Here is a 15,759-nt window from a genome sequence, read left to right as displayed (position 1 = left end):
CAATCTATTATCCAGACAAAAGTAAAATAAAATATAAATATCAAAGCAGACAAAAAATCAGGTTGCTGCGGACAAAAGAGTCAGTAATCAATACTATAAAGGCGGTGAATATTAGTGCGATTAACTTTTAAAGGAGGCGTACACCCCTTCGAGGGGAAAGAAATGTCAAAGGACTGCCCGGTGGAGAAATATCTCCCCAAGGCTGATCTGGCATACCCATTGTCCCAGCATATTGGTGCTCCGGCGAAGCCAGTGGTTGCAAAAGGTGACCGCGTGCTGGCAGGACAGATGATCGCAGAAGCAGGCGGATTTGTGTCTGCCCCTGTTCATGCTTCTGTATCCGGTACGGTAACAGGTATCGAGAAACGTCTTACAGCTACCGGAAGCATGGTAGATTCCATTATTGTGGAAAATGACGGATTATATGAGGAGACGGAATTTTCTCCGGCAAACCCGGCGGATCTCACCCGTGAAGAGATTATCGGAAGAATCCGCGATGGCGGCGTAGTAGGACTTGGAGGTGCAGGCTTCCCCACACATGTGAAGCTCTCTCCTAAGGAACCAGACAAAATCGAGTACATACTGGTAAATGGTGCAGAGTGCGAGCCTTATCTGACAAGTGATTACAGGCGTATGATGGACCAGCCAGAGAAGGTTGTGGAAGGCCTGAAGATTGTAGTAGGCCTTTTTCAAAATGCAAAGGGCTGTATCTGCATTGAGGACAATAAGCCGGACTGTATTGCCAAGATGAAAGAGCTGACAGCTGGTGTCCCGAATATCGAAGTAAAGGAAATGATAACCAAATACCCGCAGGGTGGTGAGCGTACCCTGATTTATGCGGTGACAGGAAGAGAGATCAATTCCTCCATGCTTCCAGCAGATGCTGGATGTATTGTAGATAATGTTGAGACAATTTGCAGTATTTACGATGCAGTGGCACTTGGAAGGCCGATTATGAAGCGAATTTTCACAGTAACCGGTAAAGGAATCAATCATCCGGCACATTTTGAAGTCTGTACAGGAACGGATATGGCCGAACTGATCGACGCAGCCGGTGGACTGAAGGAACATGCCGGTAAAGTGATTTCCGGCGGTCCTATGATGGGATTTGCTATGTATGATCTTCATGTACCGTGTGTGAAGACTTCTTCTTCCCTTCTGTGTATGCAGAGCGATCCGGTATCCGATGCGAAAGAAGAGGAGACCGCCTGCATTAATTGTGGACGCTGCGTAAGCGTCTGTCCGGGACATGTGATCCCGGCAAGACTTGCCACCTTTGCACAGCGCGGAGATATGGAGAATTTCCAGAAATTCGACGGAATGGAATGCTGTGAGTGTGGCTGCTGCAGTTATATCTGCCCAGCCAAACGCCCGCTGACCCAGAGCATCAAGTCCATGCGTAAAATGGTGCTGGCAAGCAGGAAGAAGAAATAATAAGGGGGAAGAAACGAATGGAACAAATGTTAAATGTATCATCTAATCCCCATGTGCGGGCAAGGATGACCACTGCAAAGATCATGCAGCTGGTTACCATCGCACTTTTGCCTGCTGCCATTGTGGGAGTTTATAATTATGGATTAAAGGCACTTGCCATCCTGGTGGTATCCACCGGCAGTGCAGTGCTTGCAGAGTGGTTATATGACCATTTCATGCACAAGAAAAATACGGTGAAGGATTTCAGTGCTGTGGTAACTGGTCTCCTCATCGGTATGAATATGCCTGCAGGAATTCCAATCTGGATTCCGGCACTTGGCAGTGTTTTTGCAATTATTGTGGTAAAACAGCTGTTCGGCGGCCTTGGCCAGAACTTTATGAACCCGGCTCTTGCAGCCCGCTGCTTCCTTATGATTTCTTTTGCTGGAAAGATGACAGATTTTTCTGTCTCAGACAGCTTTAAAGGTGCTGTTGACGGTGTAACAGGAGCTACCCCTCTGGCAGCGCTTCGGGACCATGGTTTTGTAGCTGGTTCTTCTGTTCCCATCAAGAACCTGATCTTTGGTAATATCCAGGGAACTATTGGTGAGACTTCTGTCATTGCCATCCTCATCGGCGCAGCAATTTTGCTTTGCTACAAAGTGATCAGTGCAAGGATCCCGCTTACCTATATCGGTAGCTTTGCTGTATTTGTGATTCTTTACATGCTTGCTTCCGGCAAGGGCTTTGATGTAAATTATCTGCTTACCCATCTTTGCGGCGGCGGGCTTATGCTGGGTGCATGGTTTATGGCAACGGATTATGTGACAAGCCCCATTACACCTAAGGGACAGTATGTATACGGTGTCTGTCTTGGTGTTCTTACCGGAATCTTCCGGATTTTCGGAGCTTCCGCAGAGGGTGTTTCCTATGCGATTATTTTCTGCAACCTTCTGGTACCTCAGATTGAGCGTTTCACACGCCCGGTTGCTTTTGGAAAAGGAGGCGCGAAGAAATGAAAAACAAGATCGTGAAAGATACTCTTGCGCTGACCGTAATCACACTGGTTTCCGGACTGCTTCTTGGCTTTGTCAATGATATTACAGCAGGTCCTATCGCAAGCCAGCAGGCGAAGGAGAAAGAAGAGGCGTACAAGGCTGTATTTGCTGATGCAGCAAGTTTTGAGGCAGTTGTAAGCAGTGAGGATGCCAATCTGGAAAGCTATCTGGATGAAAACGGCTACACAGCCCAGAATATCGACGAAGTTATGCTGGCAAGGGATAATGCAGGCAATGAACTGGGCTATGCGTTTACGGTAACCACAGCAGAAGGCTACGGCGGAGATATCCAGTTTGCCATGGGAATCCGGGATGATGGAACCCTGAACGGAATCTCTATTTTGTCCATTAGTGAGACTGCCGGTCTTGGTATGCGTGCAACTACAGATGATTTCAAGAATCAGTTTAAGGATAAAAATGTAGAGAAATTTACCTACACAAAGACTGGTGCCACCTCAGAGGATGAGATTGACGCTTTAAGCGGCGCGACAATCACTACAAACGCCATGACAAATGGCGTCAATGCAGGACTTGCCGCATTCCGTTATGAGAAAGGGGGCAGCCAGAAATGAAAAAGAATACACCATCTGAACGGCTGATAAACGGTATTATCAAAGAGAATCCTACCTTTGTGCTGATGCTTGGTATGTGTCCTACACTGGCAATCACCACATCTGCCATCAATGGTATTGGAATGGGACTTACTACAACGGTGATCCTGGCAGCATCCAACCTGATGATTTCCCTGCTCCGTAATTTTATTCCGGACAGTGTGCGTATGCCAGCTTATATCGTGGTGGTAGCATCTTTTGTAACAATTGTGCAGATGCTTCTTCAGGGATTTATTCCATTCCTGTACGCTTCCCTTGGAATCTATATTCCGCTGATCGTTGTAAACTGTATCATCCTGGGAAGAGCAGAGGCTTATGCATCCAAGAATAAACCAATCCCTTCACTTTTTGATGGTATTGGAATGGGACTTGGATTTACTTTAAGTATCACCTGCATTGGTGCGGTACGTGAACTGATCGGTGCCGGAAGCATTTTCGGCAGACAGATCCTTCCTCTTGCAGACGCTGCAGCTGGTAAAATGGGTTACGAGCCTGTAACTATCTTTATTCTTGCACCTGGCGCATTCTTTGTCCTTGCATTTTTATCTGCAATCCAGAACAAATTCAAGCTTGGCGCTGCAAAGCGCGGCATTGATCCAAGCAATCCGGATTGCAAGGGCGGCTGTGCTTCCTGCGGAAATTCCATGTGTTCAGGAAAAAGGGGGTAAGAGAAGATGAAAGAATTATTACTGATCATTGTAAGCTCTGCGCTGGTAAATAACGTAGTCCTCAGCCAGTTTATGGGGCTTTGCCCGTTCCTTGGCGTTTCTAAGACCACGGATACTGCGGCTGGTATGGGTGGTGCGGTTATTTTCGTAATCACTCTGTCCTCCTTTGTTACAAGTGTGATCTACAAGCTGATCCTTCAGCCTCTGGATCTGACTTACCTTCAGACCATCGTGTTCATTCTGATCATTGCGGCTCTGGTGCAGTTTGTAGAAATGTTCCTGAAAAAGAGCATGCCTTCCCTGTATAAAGCACTTGGTGTGTATCTGCCTCTAATCACCACGAACTGTGCAGTCCTTGGTGTGGCTCTTACAAATGTGCAGAAGGATTACAACATCCTGGAAGGTACTGTGAATGGTTTTGCAACAGCATTTGGTTTCTCCATCTCTATTGTACTGATGGCAGGAATCCGTGAAAAAATTGCCTATAACGATATCCCGGAATCATTCCAGGGATTCCCAACCGTTCTTCTGACAGCTGGATTAATGGCAATTGCGTTCTTCGGATTTTCAGGATTAATTTAAGGAGGCGTCAGGATGAATATTAGTGCGATTATAGCGGCAACAATTCTGGTTGCAGCAGTAGGCCTCTTCATCGGTGTTTTCCTTGGAGTAGCCGGAAAAAAATTTGCTGTAGAGGTTGATGAGAAGGAAGTTGCCATAAGAGAGGCCCTTCCTGGAAATAACTGCGGTGGCTGCGGATATCCTGGCTGTGACGGTCTGGCAGCAGCGATCGCAAAAGGCGAAGCACCTGTAAACCGCTGCCCGGTAGGCGGCGAGCCTGTTGGAAAGATCATTGCAGGAATCATGGGACAGGAGGCTGTGGAGACAGCCCGTCAGGTAGCCCATGTGAAATGCTCCGGAACCTGTGAAAAGGCGAAAGAAGAGTATGTTTACACTGGTGTGGGAGATTGTGAAATGCTTCCCTTCGTGCCAAACGGCGGTGCAAAAGCCTGTACATATGGCTGCTGTGGTTTTGGAAGCTGCGTGAAGGTCTGTCCTTTTAATGCAATCCATATTATAGATGGAATCGCTGTAGTAGACAAAGAGGCTTGCAAGGCCTGTGGAAAATGTGTTGCCAAATGTCCAAGACACCTGATCGAGCTGATTCCGTATGATCAGAAAGTGGCTGTGGACTGCAGCTCTCACGATAAGGGCAAACAGGTAATGGCTGCCTGTGAGATTGGCTGTATCGGTTGTAAGAAGTGCGAAAAAACCTGTCCAAACGGTGCAATTACCGTTGAAGATTTCTGTGCACATATTGATTATGAGAAGTGTACAGGATGCGGAGCTTGTAAGGAAGCCTGCCCAAGAGGGGTTATCCGGAAGGCATAAAATAAAAATGAAAAGCCTGTATTTTCAGACTGTTGGCATAGAATGTAAATTTTATGAGAACCAGCAGTTGGAATACAGGCTTTTTTTCTTGGGGTTAGAGCGTGTTTGAAAAATCATTTTCGCAATTTGTACGCCCCGCCTTGAAGAAAGTCTTTTTAAACACGCTCTATTGTGCTATGATGTTCTAATCGGGTTTTCCCGGAAGGTTTTTATATTTCAATAAACAAAAGAGGAGACACGCGTATGATCTGGAAATTACTCTGGCTGTTTCTCATCTATTCCTTTGCAGGATGGGTGCTTGAGACAGTTCTTGCATCCCTGAAACAGAAGAAATTTGCCAACCGAGGCATTATCAACGGTCCATTCTGTCTGATCTATGGCTTCGGAGGATTCTTTATTACAGCATTTACAAGGGAACTGACAGGTATCTGGCTGTTTCTCGGTTCTGCCATTGTGGCATCCCTGGTGGAATGGATTGCCGGACATCTGATTGAGATGTGGTACCACGAAAGATGGTGGGACTACCGGAAAATAAAATGGAACCTGGACGGTTACATTAGTGTTCCGACCTCCTGTATCTGGGGCCTTTTGGGCGTATTTGTAGTAAAGATTGGAAATGGTCTTTGCATAAGTGCCTATCAGCTGCTTCCAGGTCTGGCGTCCCGTATTGTGATCCTTACGTTGCTGGGATTTCTGGCCGTGGATGCCATTGCCACTTTAATAATTCTTTTTGGACACAGCAAAAATCCGGAAAAATGGATCGAAACAGAGCATAACATTGATTCTGTAACCTGGAAGCTTGGGGCAAAGATTGACGATTTTGTAAGTCGTCGAATCACCAAGGCTTATCCTCAGAAGCAGCATATGGAAAAAGAGGAGGCGCATCCGGAGATTTTTGCCTACGGCTGTAGTTTTTATAAGATCATTCTTCTGTTCTTTATCGGGGCATTTCTGGGAGATATCACGGAGACCATTTTCTGCCGGATTACAGCTGGGTACTGGATGAGCCGCAGTAGTGTGGTATGGGGAGATTTCAGTATTGTGTGGGGACTTGCCCTTGCAGCAGTTACCGCCCTTCTTTATCGCTATCGGAACCGCTCAGAGCAGTTTCTTTTCTGGATGGGAACTATCCTTGGCGGTGTATATGAATATATCTGCAGTGTTTTCACGGAAATTGTGTTTGGAACTGTATTCTGGGATTACAGCGATATTCCCTTTAACCTTGGGGGCAGAATCAATCTTCTTTACTGCTTTTTCTGGGGCTTTGCGGCAGTGGCGTGGTTTAAGATCTTTTACCCTGTGGTTTCCCGTCTGATCGAGAAGCTTCCGGTAAAACCAGGTAAGGTGATCACCTGGCTGCTCCTTATTTTCATGTTGGCAGATGGAATTGTTTCCAGTGCAGCTCTGGCACGCTATAATGCCAGAAGCAACGGCGTAGAGGCAGCTAACAGCTTTGAGAGCTGGGTGGATGAGCGCTTTGATGATGGGCGGATGGCGAAGATTTATCCAAAGGCGAAAAAGGTGGATTAAAAATCAGGGAAAACAGTTCTTTTAAAGTTTATTACGGAAAGACGGAGCTTGTTTCAGAATATGAGATGGAGGGAAGGTGGCAGTAATAAACGGCGAGAATTGTTAAAACAACGTAAACATTGTAAAGACATGATCGGCGGAACTACCAGGAAAACCATTGCAGCTACTGCTGGAACCGTGGCAGGTGTGGTGATCGCTGGAATTTCCGCCCGGCTGTTCAGCATGGCTTCTGGAATCACAGGCTATAATGTTTCCGATATTGAGACTTTGATGACCTTATGGAACACAAACGGAATCCAGGTAGGCGGCCTCCTTTTTTCAGGACTTCTTATTTCCTGTCTGGGAGCTGTGATGGATGTGGCAATGTCCGTTTGCAGCTCCATGTATGAAATCTATAACCAGAATCTGGCCATGAGCCGCGCCCGGCTTTTTAAAGCAGGAATGCACGTTGCCCGCGATATGATGGGAACTGACAGCAACACCCTGATTCTTGCCATTGCAGGAAGCAGTGTAAGCATGCTCCTTCTGGACTACGCCTATGACCTTCCTTACCAGCAGATCATCAACTCTAATAACATTGGAATCGCCATTATGCAGGGGCTGGCAGGAAGCTTTGGAATCGTGCTTTCGGTGCCGCTGACAGTTCTTATTTGTACAGTTCTTTATCACGGGAAAATCGTAAGAAAAAACTTCTAATTATTTTTACTACCGTTCGGGAAAAGATTAGTTTTAGCCGATTACCAGCGTTGGGACCAGTCATATTCCGCGCGGAGCGCCTGGGCGGTCCGCGTGGAATATGGCTGGTCCTAATTCGCCCCTTTTGAAAAAATACCCGAATGAATGTTTGCTTTTTTCAGCTGGATATGGTATGATGACAAAGAATTTCGAATATAAATTTTTACGATAGATAAAACAGGAGGCCTTCCCCATGCTCTCATTCATCCGAGGAACAGTAGCAGATCTTACAGAGAACTCTGCGATCATAGAATCCAACTGCATTGGATTTGAAATCAATATGACAGGCAATGCCCTGGCACAGCTGCATATTGGACAGGAAGTGAAGCTTCACACTTATTTTCAGGTAAGAGAAGATGCTATGGTTCTTTATGGCTTTTTCAGCAAAGATGATTTACAGGTATTTAAGCTTCTCCTTGGAGTGAATGGTGTGGGACCGAAGGCTGCATTGGGAGTTCTGGCAGGCATTACCGCAGATGAGCTGCGCTTCGCTGTCCTTTCCGATGATGTAAAGACCTTATCAAAAGCCCCTGGAATCGGCAAAAAAACAGCCCAGAAGCTGATCCTGGAGCTAAAAGACAAGCTAAGCCTGGAGGAAGCCTTCGAGCAGAAGCTTGCTAACGAGCAGGCCCAGGCTACTGTAGCAACGGCCGGAGCAGGCATGACAGAGGCCAGGCAGGAGGCTGTAGAAGCGCTGGTTGCACTTGGCTACAGCAGCACAGATGCTCTCCGGGCGGTGCAGAAGGTGACAGACGTGGATCCGACGGATGTAGAGGGAATTTTGAAGGCTGCGCTTAAGAATTTCTAGAGCGTGTCCGAAAAAGGCTTTCTGCAAAATCTCCCACAAAGCGGGGCGTGCAGATTACGGGAATGATTTTTTAGACACACTCTGGGAGTACTTAATTTATAAAATTTCAAGAGGTAAAAAATGGACAATCGTATCATAACCACGGACGTTATGGAAGAGGATTTTTCTTTGGAGGGGAATCTTCGCCCCCAGACCCTGGACGAGTATATTGGCCAGGAAAAAACCAAGAATACCTTAAAAGTATATATCGAAGCTGCCAAACAGCGCCACGATTCCCTGGACCATGTTCTTTTCTATGGTCCTCCAGGACTTGGAAAAACTACCCTTTCCGGTATTATTGCCAATGAAATGGGCGTTCATATGAAAGTAACCTCCGGTCCTGCAATCGAGAAACCTGGGGAAATGGCAGCAATTTTGAACAATCTTCAGGAAGGGGACATTCTCTTTGTAGATGAGATCCACCGTCTGAACAGACAGGTGGAAGAGGTGCTTTATCCGGCTATGGAGGATTTCGCCATTGATATTATGATCGGAAAGGGCGCTTCTGCCAGATCCATCCGGCTGGATCTGCCGAAATTTACTCTGGTAGGTGCCACTACCAGAGCCGGACTTCTTTCTGCACCGCTCCGTGACCGTTTCGGTGTGATCCATCATCTGGAATTTTACAGTAAGAAAGAACTAACCACTATTATTATGCGCTCCGCACAGGTGCTTGGAGTAGAAATAGATGTAAAAGGTGCTGGTGAGATTGCCATGCGCTCCCGGGGAACCCCTCGCCTGGCTAACCGTCTGCTAAAGCGTGTCCGTGATTTTGCCCAGGTAAAATACGACGGAAGGATCACCTATGATGTGGCATGCTTTGCCCTGAATCTTCTGGAAGTTGACCAGTACGGTCTTGATAAGCTGGATCGCCAGATCCTGACCACCCTGATCGTAAATTTCAAGGGTGGTCCGGTAGGTCTTGATACCCTGGCTGCAGCCATTGGGGAGGATTCCGGTACTCTGGAAGATGTTTACGAGCCCTACCTTTTAAAAAATGGCTTCCTGAACCGTACGCCGAGAGGCAGAATGGCCTCTGCTCTTGCCTATGAACACCTTGGTTTTCCTGTTCCGGAAATATAAAAGATAAACTTTTGTAAAAAATCCTATACTTTTCTACAATTTTCGATTATAATAGGAGTGCTTACATAAGTTATAATACGAAAAGAGAAAACAAACAGGCCAGGTTTGCCGGTTATTTGCGGAACTGTCCGTCGGTAATAAGGTAAGGAGAACCTGGGATTGTACAGTATAAAGATACAGGAGGCTTGAACGAATGGCGGTCAAGAATACAGCACAGGTGATCATCGGGGGGAAGATTATTACCCTTGGAGGATATGAATCAGAGGAATATTTCCAGCAGGTTGCATCATATATGAATAAGAAGATAGGAGAGCTGGAGACTGTGCCAGGATATGGCAGACAGCCTATGGAGACCAAGCATATGCTTCTCAGCCTGAATATTACAGATGATTACTTTAAGGCCCGGAAGCAGGTAGAGACCTATGAGCTTGATCTGCAGCAGAAGGATCAGGAGATGTATGACCTGAAGCATGAGCTGATCTCCCTTCGTATGCAGATCGAAGAAGCACAGAAGAACGAGCAGGAAGCTTTGGACGAGAAGAATCTTCTGGAAGGTAAAGTGAAGGAACTGGAAAAAGAACTGGATGAAATGCTGAAATAAAAGCAGGAGGGATTGCCTAGGTGATTCCTCTTTTCCTTTATAAGAGACTGTTATGCATAAAGGAACCAGTTGCGGACCAAGGCCGCTGTTTTCACCGCAGAAACTTAAGACTTTCATATAAAATTGGAGGACAAACTTTGAACCCTAATAATATAGAACTACTGGCTCCAGCCGGTTCCTACGAAGGCTTTGAGGCAGCCATTGGGGCAGGGGCGGATGCCGTCTATGTAGGTGGCGCAATGTTCGGAGCCAGGGCATATGCCCAGAATTTTAACGAAGAAGAGCTTCTTCACGCCATTGATGCAGCCCATATTCATGGCAGGAAGCTGTATCTTACTGTCAATACTCTACTGAAGAACAGAGAACTGAAAGAACAACTGGTTCCTTATTTGGAACCTTACTATAATGCCGGTCTTGATGCAGTGATCGTTCAGGACATGGGGGTATTTTCCCTTATTAAAAAGGAATTCCCGAAGCTTCATCTTCATGCCAGTACGCAGATGACCGTAACTGGCCCGGAAGGAATGAAATTTCTGGCTGACCAGGGAGCAACCCGCGTGGTTGCGGCAAGAGAGCTTTCTCTTGAAGAGCTTTCCCGTATGCACGAAGCCTGTCCTATTGAGATCGAAGCCTTTGTACACGGGGCTCTTTGCTACAGCTATTCCGGACAGTGTCTTATGAGCAGTCTCCTTGGCGGCAGAAGCGGAAATAGAGGCCGTTGTGCACAGCCTTGCCGTCTTCCCTATCAGGTGAAGCATTTCCAGACTAGGGATTATCAGAAGGGGGAGTTTTGTCCCCTGAGTCTGAAGGATATCTGCACCATTGAAATTTTGCCTGAAATCATAGACGCAGGTGTAACCTCCCTGAAAATAGAAGGCAGAATGAAGCAACCTGTTTACACAGCAGGTGTGACAGGAATGTACCGGAAGTATCTGGATCTTCTTTTCGAAAGAGGCCCTGAGAACTATCACGTAACCGGGAAAGATAAAAAATATCTTCTGGATCTGTTTAACCGGGGCGGTTCCTGTACAGGCTATTACCAGATGGGAAATGGTCCCAAGATGATGGCATTTACCAATGAAAAAAAGACTGGTGAGGTTTCCCTGAAACCGAAGCAGCTGAAGGTAAAGATAAAAGGTGAATTAAGTCTCACATCTGGTCTTCCTGCCCTTCTTCACGTATCCTGTAAGGATGCCGAGGCCATGGCGTACACAGGTGAGGTTCAGCTGGCTAAGAACCAGCCAGTAACCAGGGAACGGGTCCTTCAGCAGATGGACAAGCTTGGAAATACTGTATTTACATGGGAAAGCCTGGACATTCAGATGAATGATGCTGTTTTTGTTCCCATGAAGGTTTTGAATGAAATCCGTCATCAGGCTTTGGAAGAACTGACAAAGAATCTTCTAAAAAAATACAGAAGAAACGTGGGATTAGAGCGGATTGCACATGCCCCCCAGCCAAAGATTGGGGATATTGTGATCTGCGACAATGTTCCTCTTGGAAAAGAAGACTTTATTCCCGTTTACGCATCCTGTGAAAGTGAAGAAGCAGCAGAAATCCTTTGCCAGCAAAAGGAGATCCAGGGCATTTACCTGCCTTATGTTTTGATGGAGGACTATTTACAGAAGGGGCTTGCGAATGGAAAGGAAATGTATCTCTCCCTTCCTCACATCACCCGGGGCAATCCCCCAGAGGGATATCTGGAACAGGCTAAGAAGTGGCTGGAAGCTGGAATGACCGGATTTCTTGTGCGGAATCTGGAATCCTACAGCGTGCTGGCACAGATGGGACTGGCAGACAGATGTGTGCTGGATCATTCCCTGTATACCTGGAATGATGAAGCCATCCATTTCTGGAAAGACCAGAAGGTTCTTCGAAATACAGTCCCGTTGGAACTAAATGAGAAGGAGCTTCGCCACCGGGAAAATACAGGCAGTGAGATGGTAGTCTATGGGCGTTTGCCTCTTATGCACAGCGCCCAGTGTGTGCGCAAAAATACTTCTGGATGCAACCACCAGGAGGACAGGCTTGTGCTAAGGGATCGTTATGACAAGGAATTCCCGATAGTATGCTATTGCCGTCCGTGGAAAACAGGAAATACAAAGGAAACAGGTCCATGTTATAATATCATCTACAACAGCCTTCCCTATGGGCTTCTTAAGGAAGCAGGCAAGGTGAAAGAACTTGGCTTTTCATCTGTGCGTCTGTCCTTTACCATAGAAAGCGGGAAAGAGACGAAGAGAATTGTGGAAGACTTTGCAGCTGCATACCATGAAGGCCGGGTATCTGGTGAAGGTGAGTTTACAAAAGGTCATTTTAAAAGAGGAGCCGAGTAAAGGCGTATGATTAATATTGTTGTAGAATTATCCAAATATGTGATCCTGACGCTGATGATCGTGTATACAGTACTATGTTATTATCTGGTGTCAGGCAGGAATGCTTCAGGAAGAAAAGGGCTTTTGAGAAGCCAGATCACGTTAACTTTTTTCCTGGATTTTACAGCGTTTCTGGTAATATTTTTAAAAACCTTTGAGTTTAAGGTGGTAATCTTTTACGCTGGGATGATGACGTATTTTGCAATCATCCTGATCTTATACCGCAGGATCTATAAGAATGCTTCCCTGCTGCTGCTGAATAATATGTGCATGCTGCTCAGCGTTGGTTTTATTATGCTTTGCAGACTGGATATTGCTTCTGCAAACAAGCAGCTTCTGATCGTTGCATGCGGAAGTGCGGTGGCACTTGTGATCCCGGTTATGATCCGGAGAATGAAATTTCTCAAGGATCTTACCTGGGTTTATGCAGGACTGGGAGTGATCCTTCTTGGTGCAGTTCTGGTTCTTGCCCAGACCAGCTACGGTGCAAAGCTTTCCCTGATGGGAATCCAGCCCTCAGAAGTGATCAAGCTTACCTTTGTATTTTTTATGGCGTCTCTGCTTGCCAGAGAGGTGACTTTTAAGAAGGTGGTACTGGCCACGGTTGTGGCAGGGCTTCATGTGGGGATCCTGGTACTGTCAAGAGACCTTGGAAGTGCGGTAGTGTTCTTTGTAGTATATCTGGTGCTGATTTATGTATCTACCAGGAAGTCTGCATATCTTTGTATTGGACTTGCAGGCGGGGCAGTAGGCTCTGTAATGGCGTACCATCTGTTTGGGCATGTCAGACAGCGTGTCAGCGCATGGAAAGATCCTATGGCAGTTTACCAGAATGAGGGGTATCAGATCGTGCAGTCTTTATTTGCAATCGGTACTGGAGGCTGGTTTGGAATGGGACTTTGCCAGGGCTCACCAGAGAAGATCCCGGTTGTTAAGAACGACTTTATTTTTAGTGCGATCTGCGAGGAGCTTGGTGGGATTTTTGCCATTTGTCTGATCCTTGTGTGCATGAGCTTCTTTCTTACCATTGTACAGATTGCGTTGCAGATCAAGAATCCGTTTTATAAACTGATCGCCATTGGTCTTGGTACGGAATATGCATTCCAGGTATTTCTTACGATTGGAGGAGCTACAAAGTTTATCCCGATGACAGGTGTAACCCTTCCGCTCGTCAGCTACGGCGGAAGCTCCATCATGTGTATGATCCTGATGATTGCTATTATCCAGGGCTTATATATTTATAGAGAGGACGAGGACGAAGAAATTGAGAGACATCGACGAGAGGCAGCAAAGAGAGCGAGACAGAGAGCTGCTGAGGCAGCGGCAGAAAGAGATTACTAAAAAGCGCAAAGCCAGAAATAAAGAATATACCTTTGTTTCCATCTTCTTTGGAATCATCTTTATCAGTATGATCGGGTATCTGATTTATTTTGATGGCTTTAAAAGTGATGACTTTATCAACAGTCCCTATAATACCAGACAGGATTCTTTCTCTGACCGGGTGGTGCGGGGCAGGATCCTTTCTTCTGACGGCCAGGTTCTGGCCCAGACCAATGTAAGTGAAGACGGGACAGAGACACGTAATTATCCGTATTCCAATATGTTTTCCCATGTTGTAGGATTTGATTCCAATGGAAAGAGCGGTCTGGAATCAGAAGCGAACTTTACCCTTCTGACATCCCATTCCTTTTTCCTGACACAGATGAAGAATCAGTTCCTTAACGAGAAAAACACGGGAGATACCGTGATTTCTACCTTAAATGCCAATCTTCAGAGTGTTGCCTATAATGCTTTAGGGGACAGAAGAGGGGCAGTTGTAGTGATCGAACCGTCTACGGGCAGGAGGCTGGTAGAAGTGAGCAAGCCGGATTTTGATCCCAATACCATTGCGGATAATTGGGAGTATCTGGTAAATGATGAGAATGACAGCAGTCTTCTGAACAGGGCTACCAATGGCGCATATCCGCCTGGTTCTACATTTAAGGTAGTGACGGCTCTTGATTATTTCCGTAAGAAGGGGACTTTTGAGGGCTACAATTTTCTGTGCGAGGGAAGCATAACCCTGGAGGATCATACCATCCATTGTTATCACAATACCGTTCACGGACAGGAGGATTTCTATTCCGCTTTTGCCAATTCCTGTAACTGTGCTTTTGCGAATATTGGAGTGGATCTTGGCGGTGCATCTCTTCGCGAGACTGCGGAAGACCTTTTGTTTAATAAAAGTCTGCCGTTGAATTCCTACAGGACCAGCAGCTTCTCCCTGGATCGGAATTCCGTGACGCCTCTGGTCATGCAGACTTCCATTGGACAGGGAAATACCCTGGTTTCCCCCATGCATATGGCACTGATCACCTGTGCCATTGCAAATGACGGTGTGTTGATGAAACCTTATCTGATTGATGAGGTGGTAAATGACAATGGGGATTCTGTGAAGAAGACAGAACCGGCAGTTTATAAGAGACTGATGAGCTCCAATGAGGCAAATCTTCTTGGTAAGCTGATGAAACAGGTTGTAGATTCCGGTACCGCTTCCGCTCTTTCCGGAAGAAGCTATACAGTAGCCGGTAAGACCGGTTCCGCGGAGTTCGACGAGGAAGGACACAGCCATTCCTGGTTTATCGGTTATTCCAATGTGGATGATCCAGATCTGGTAGTAGCAGTGATCGTGGAGAACGGCGGTTCCGGCAGCGAAGCAGCGGTTCCTATTGCTGGACAGATTTTTGATGCTTATTATTCTAATTAACATATGACTGGAGTTCCCTTATATTCTGTGCATCGCGAAGCGTGTTACTGGTCAGGGCGTGGGCAGTAACCGGGATTTTAGATAGAATTGACATTCCCTGTTGCCAGTTTTCTGAAAAAGAGGTATACTATATACAGTTTAGAAAACACACGCATTACAGGAGGATTGCAGCATGATAGAAGCAACGAGCTGTGGCGGTGTGGTAATTCATCGAGGTAAGATTCTTGCACTATATAAATCTTACAAAAACCGTTACGAAGGCTGGGTTTTACCGAAGGGAACCGTAGAGCCTGGAGAGACTCATGAGCAGACCGCATTGCGGGAAGTGAAGGAGGAAGCTGATGTGAGAGCCTCCATTGTGAAGTATGTGGGCAAGAGCCAGTATAATTTCACAGTGCCGGAGGACATGGTCAACAAAGAGGTACATTGGTATCTTATGACGGCGGATAATTATCATAGCAAGCCTCAAAGAGAGGAATTTTTTGTGGATTCCGGATATTACAAGTTCCACGAGATTTACCATCTGCTTCGTTTTGCAAACGAGAAGCAGATTGTTGAGAAGGCGTATCAGGAATATCTGGAACTGCGAAGTGCCGGATTGTGGGACAAGCAGCAGAAATATTTCTGACTCATGGGGAGAGAATAAGGACTGCGTAGCTGATTTACGCAGCCTTTGTTGTATAACGATTTAGATTGTCCA

16 protein-coding genes are annotated in these 15,759 nt (G+C 46.3%); 15 read left to right on the top strand and 1 reads right to left on the bottom strand.

Annotation, left to right across the window (positions count from 1 at the left end; all coding sequences use genetic code 11):
* Positions 1-114 precede the first annotated feature (114 nt).
* From rsxC to ruvA, 9 genes are all read left to right on the top strand, one after another.
* Entirely contained in the window at positions 115-1,434 is a 1,320-nt protein-coding gene (gene rsxC / locus LIQ05_RS02665) for an electron transport complex subunit RsxC (RefSeq protein ID WP_226818374.1), read from the top strand.
* Positions 1,435-1,451: 17 nt separating this feature from the next.
* Complete coding sequence (locus LIQ05_RS02660) at positions 1,452-2,432, top strand: RnfABCDGE type electron transport complex subunit D (RefSeq protein WP_226818372.1); 981 nt, start codon at positions 1,452-1,454, stop codon at positions 2,430-2,432.
* Positions 2,429-3,043: an RnfABCDGE type electron transport complex subunit G gene (locus tag LIQ05_RS02655; protein ID WP_226818371.1), complete on the top strand. Its 615-nt coding sequence runs from the start codon at positions 2,429-2,431 to the stop codon at positions 3,041-3,043. Before LIQ05_RS02660 ends, LIQ05_RS02655 begins: the two co-directional genes overlap by 4 nt.
* A complete protein-coding gene (gene rsxE, locus LIQ05_RS02650; protein WP_226818369.1) occupies positions 3,040-3,750 on the top strand; it encodes an electron transport complex subunit RsxE in 711 nt (236 codons plus the stop codon). The genes LIQ05_RS02655 and rsxE overlap by 4 nt, the downstream gene beginning before the upstream one ends.
* A 6-nt stretch (positions 3,751-3,756) precedes the next feature.
* Positions 3,757-4,332: an electron transport complex subunit RsxA gene (gene rsxA, locus LIQ05_RS02645; RefSeq protein WP_173715976.1), complete on the top strand. Its 576-nt coding sequence runs from the start codon at positions 3,757-3,759 to the stop codon at positions 4,330-4,332.
* Between the two features lie 12 nt (positions 4,333-4,344).
* On the top strand, positions 4,345-5,142 hold the full coding sequence (locus LIQ05_RS02640) for an RnfABCDGE type electron transport complex subunit B (protein WP_226818367.1): 798 nt from the start codon (positions 4,345-4,347) through the stop codon (positions 5,140-5,142).
* Between the two features lie 243 nt (positions 5,143-5,385).
* Entirely contained in the window at positions 5,386-6,672 is a 1,287-nt protein-coding gene (locus tag LIQ05_RS02635; protein WP_226818365.1) for a putative ABC transporter permease, read from the top strand.
* Between the two features lie 99 nt (positions 6,673-6,771).
* A complete protein-coding gene (locus LIQ05_RS02630; RefSeq protein WP_226818363.1) occupies positions 6,772-7,368 on the top strand; it encodes a YibE/F family protein in 597 nt (198 codons plus the stop codon).
* A 232-nt stretch (positions 7,369-7,600) separates the two neighbouring features.
* Positions 7,601-8,215 (top strand): Holliday junction branch migration protein RuvA, encoded by a 615-nt coding sequence (gene ruvA, locus LIQ05_RS02625; protein WP_226818362.1) that lies wholly within the window; start codon positions 7,601-7,603, stop codon positions 8,213-8,215.
* Here the strand turns inward: ruvA and LIQ05_RS20540 are convergent.
* Positions 8,212-8,352, bottom strand: a complete 141-nt coding sequence (locus LIQ05_RS20540; RefSeq protein WP_416385974.1) for a DUF6783 domain-containing protein — start codon at positions 8,350-8,352, stop codon at positions 8,212-8,214. The genes ruvA and LIQ05_RS20540 overlap by 4 nt on opposite strands.
* Between LIQ05_RS20540 and ruvB the strand changes: the two genes are divergently transcribed.
* The 6 genes from ruvB (at position 8,336) to LIQ05_RS02595 (ending at position 15,687) form a co-directional block, all read left to right on the top strand.
* The gene (ruvB, locus tag LIQ05_RS02620; RefSeq protein ID WP_173715981.1) at positions 8,336-9,337 is read left to right on the top strand and encodes a Holliday junction branch migration DNA helicase RuvB; all 1,002 of its coding nucleotides are present in this window, start codon (positions 8,336-8,338) and stop codon (positions 9,335-9,337) included. The two genes, LIQ05_RS20540 and ruvB, sit on opposite strands and share 17 nt — an antisense overlap.
* Positions 9,338-9,530: 193 nt before the next feature.
* Positions 9,531-9,938: a cell division protein ZapA gene (zapA, locus tag LIQ05_RS02615; RefSeq protein ID WP_226818360.1), complete on the top strand. Its 408-nt coding sequence runs from the start codon at positions 9,531-9,533 to the stop codon at positions 9,936-9,938.
* A gap of 137 nt (positions 9,939-10,075) precedes the next feature.
* The gene (locus LIQ05_RS02610) at positions 10,076-12,274 is read left to right on the top strand and encodes a peptidase U32 family protein (protein WP_226818358.1); all 2,199 of its coding nucleotides are present in this window, start codon (positions 10,076-10,078) and stop codon (positions 12,272-12,274) included.
* A gap of 6 nt (positions 12,275-12,280) precedes the next feature.
* Positions 12,281-13,654, top strand: a complete 1,374-nt coding sequence (locus LIQ05_RS02605) for an FtsW/RodA/SpoVE family cell cycle protein (RefSeq protein WP_226818355.1) — start codon at positions 12,281-12,283, stop codon at positions 13,652-13,654.
* Entirely contained in the window at positions 13,578-15,059 is a 1,482-nt protein-coding gene (locus tag LIQ05_RS02600; RefSeq protein ID WP_226818353.1) for a peptidoglycan D,D-transpeptidase FtsI family protein, read from the top strand. The genes LIQ05_RS02605 and LIQ05_RS02600 overlap by 77 nt, the downstream gene beginning before the upstream one ends.
* A 172-nt stretch (positions 15,060-15,231) precedes the next feature.
* Positions 15,232-15,687, top strand: a complete 456-nt coding sequence (locus LIQ05_RS02595) for an NUDIX hydrolase (RefSeq protein ID WP_226818350.1) — start codon at positions 15,232-15,234, stop codon at positions 15,685-15,687.
* Positions 15,688-15,759 lie beyond the last annotated feature (72 nt).

Origin of the sequence: Blautia glucerasea (assembly GCF_020537505.1) — a bacterium.
Lineage (GTDB): Bacteria > Bacillota > Clostridia > Lachnospirales > Lachnospiraceae > Blautia_A.
Note: the sequence above shows the minus strand (reverse complement) of the source record. Positions and strands in the feature narration are given on the sequence as shown.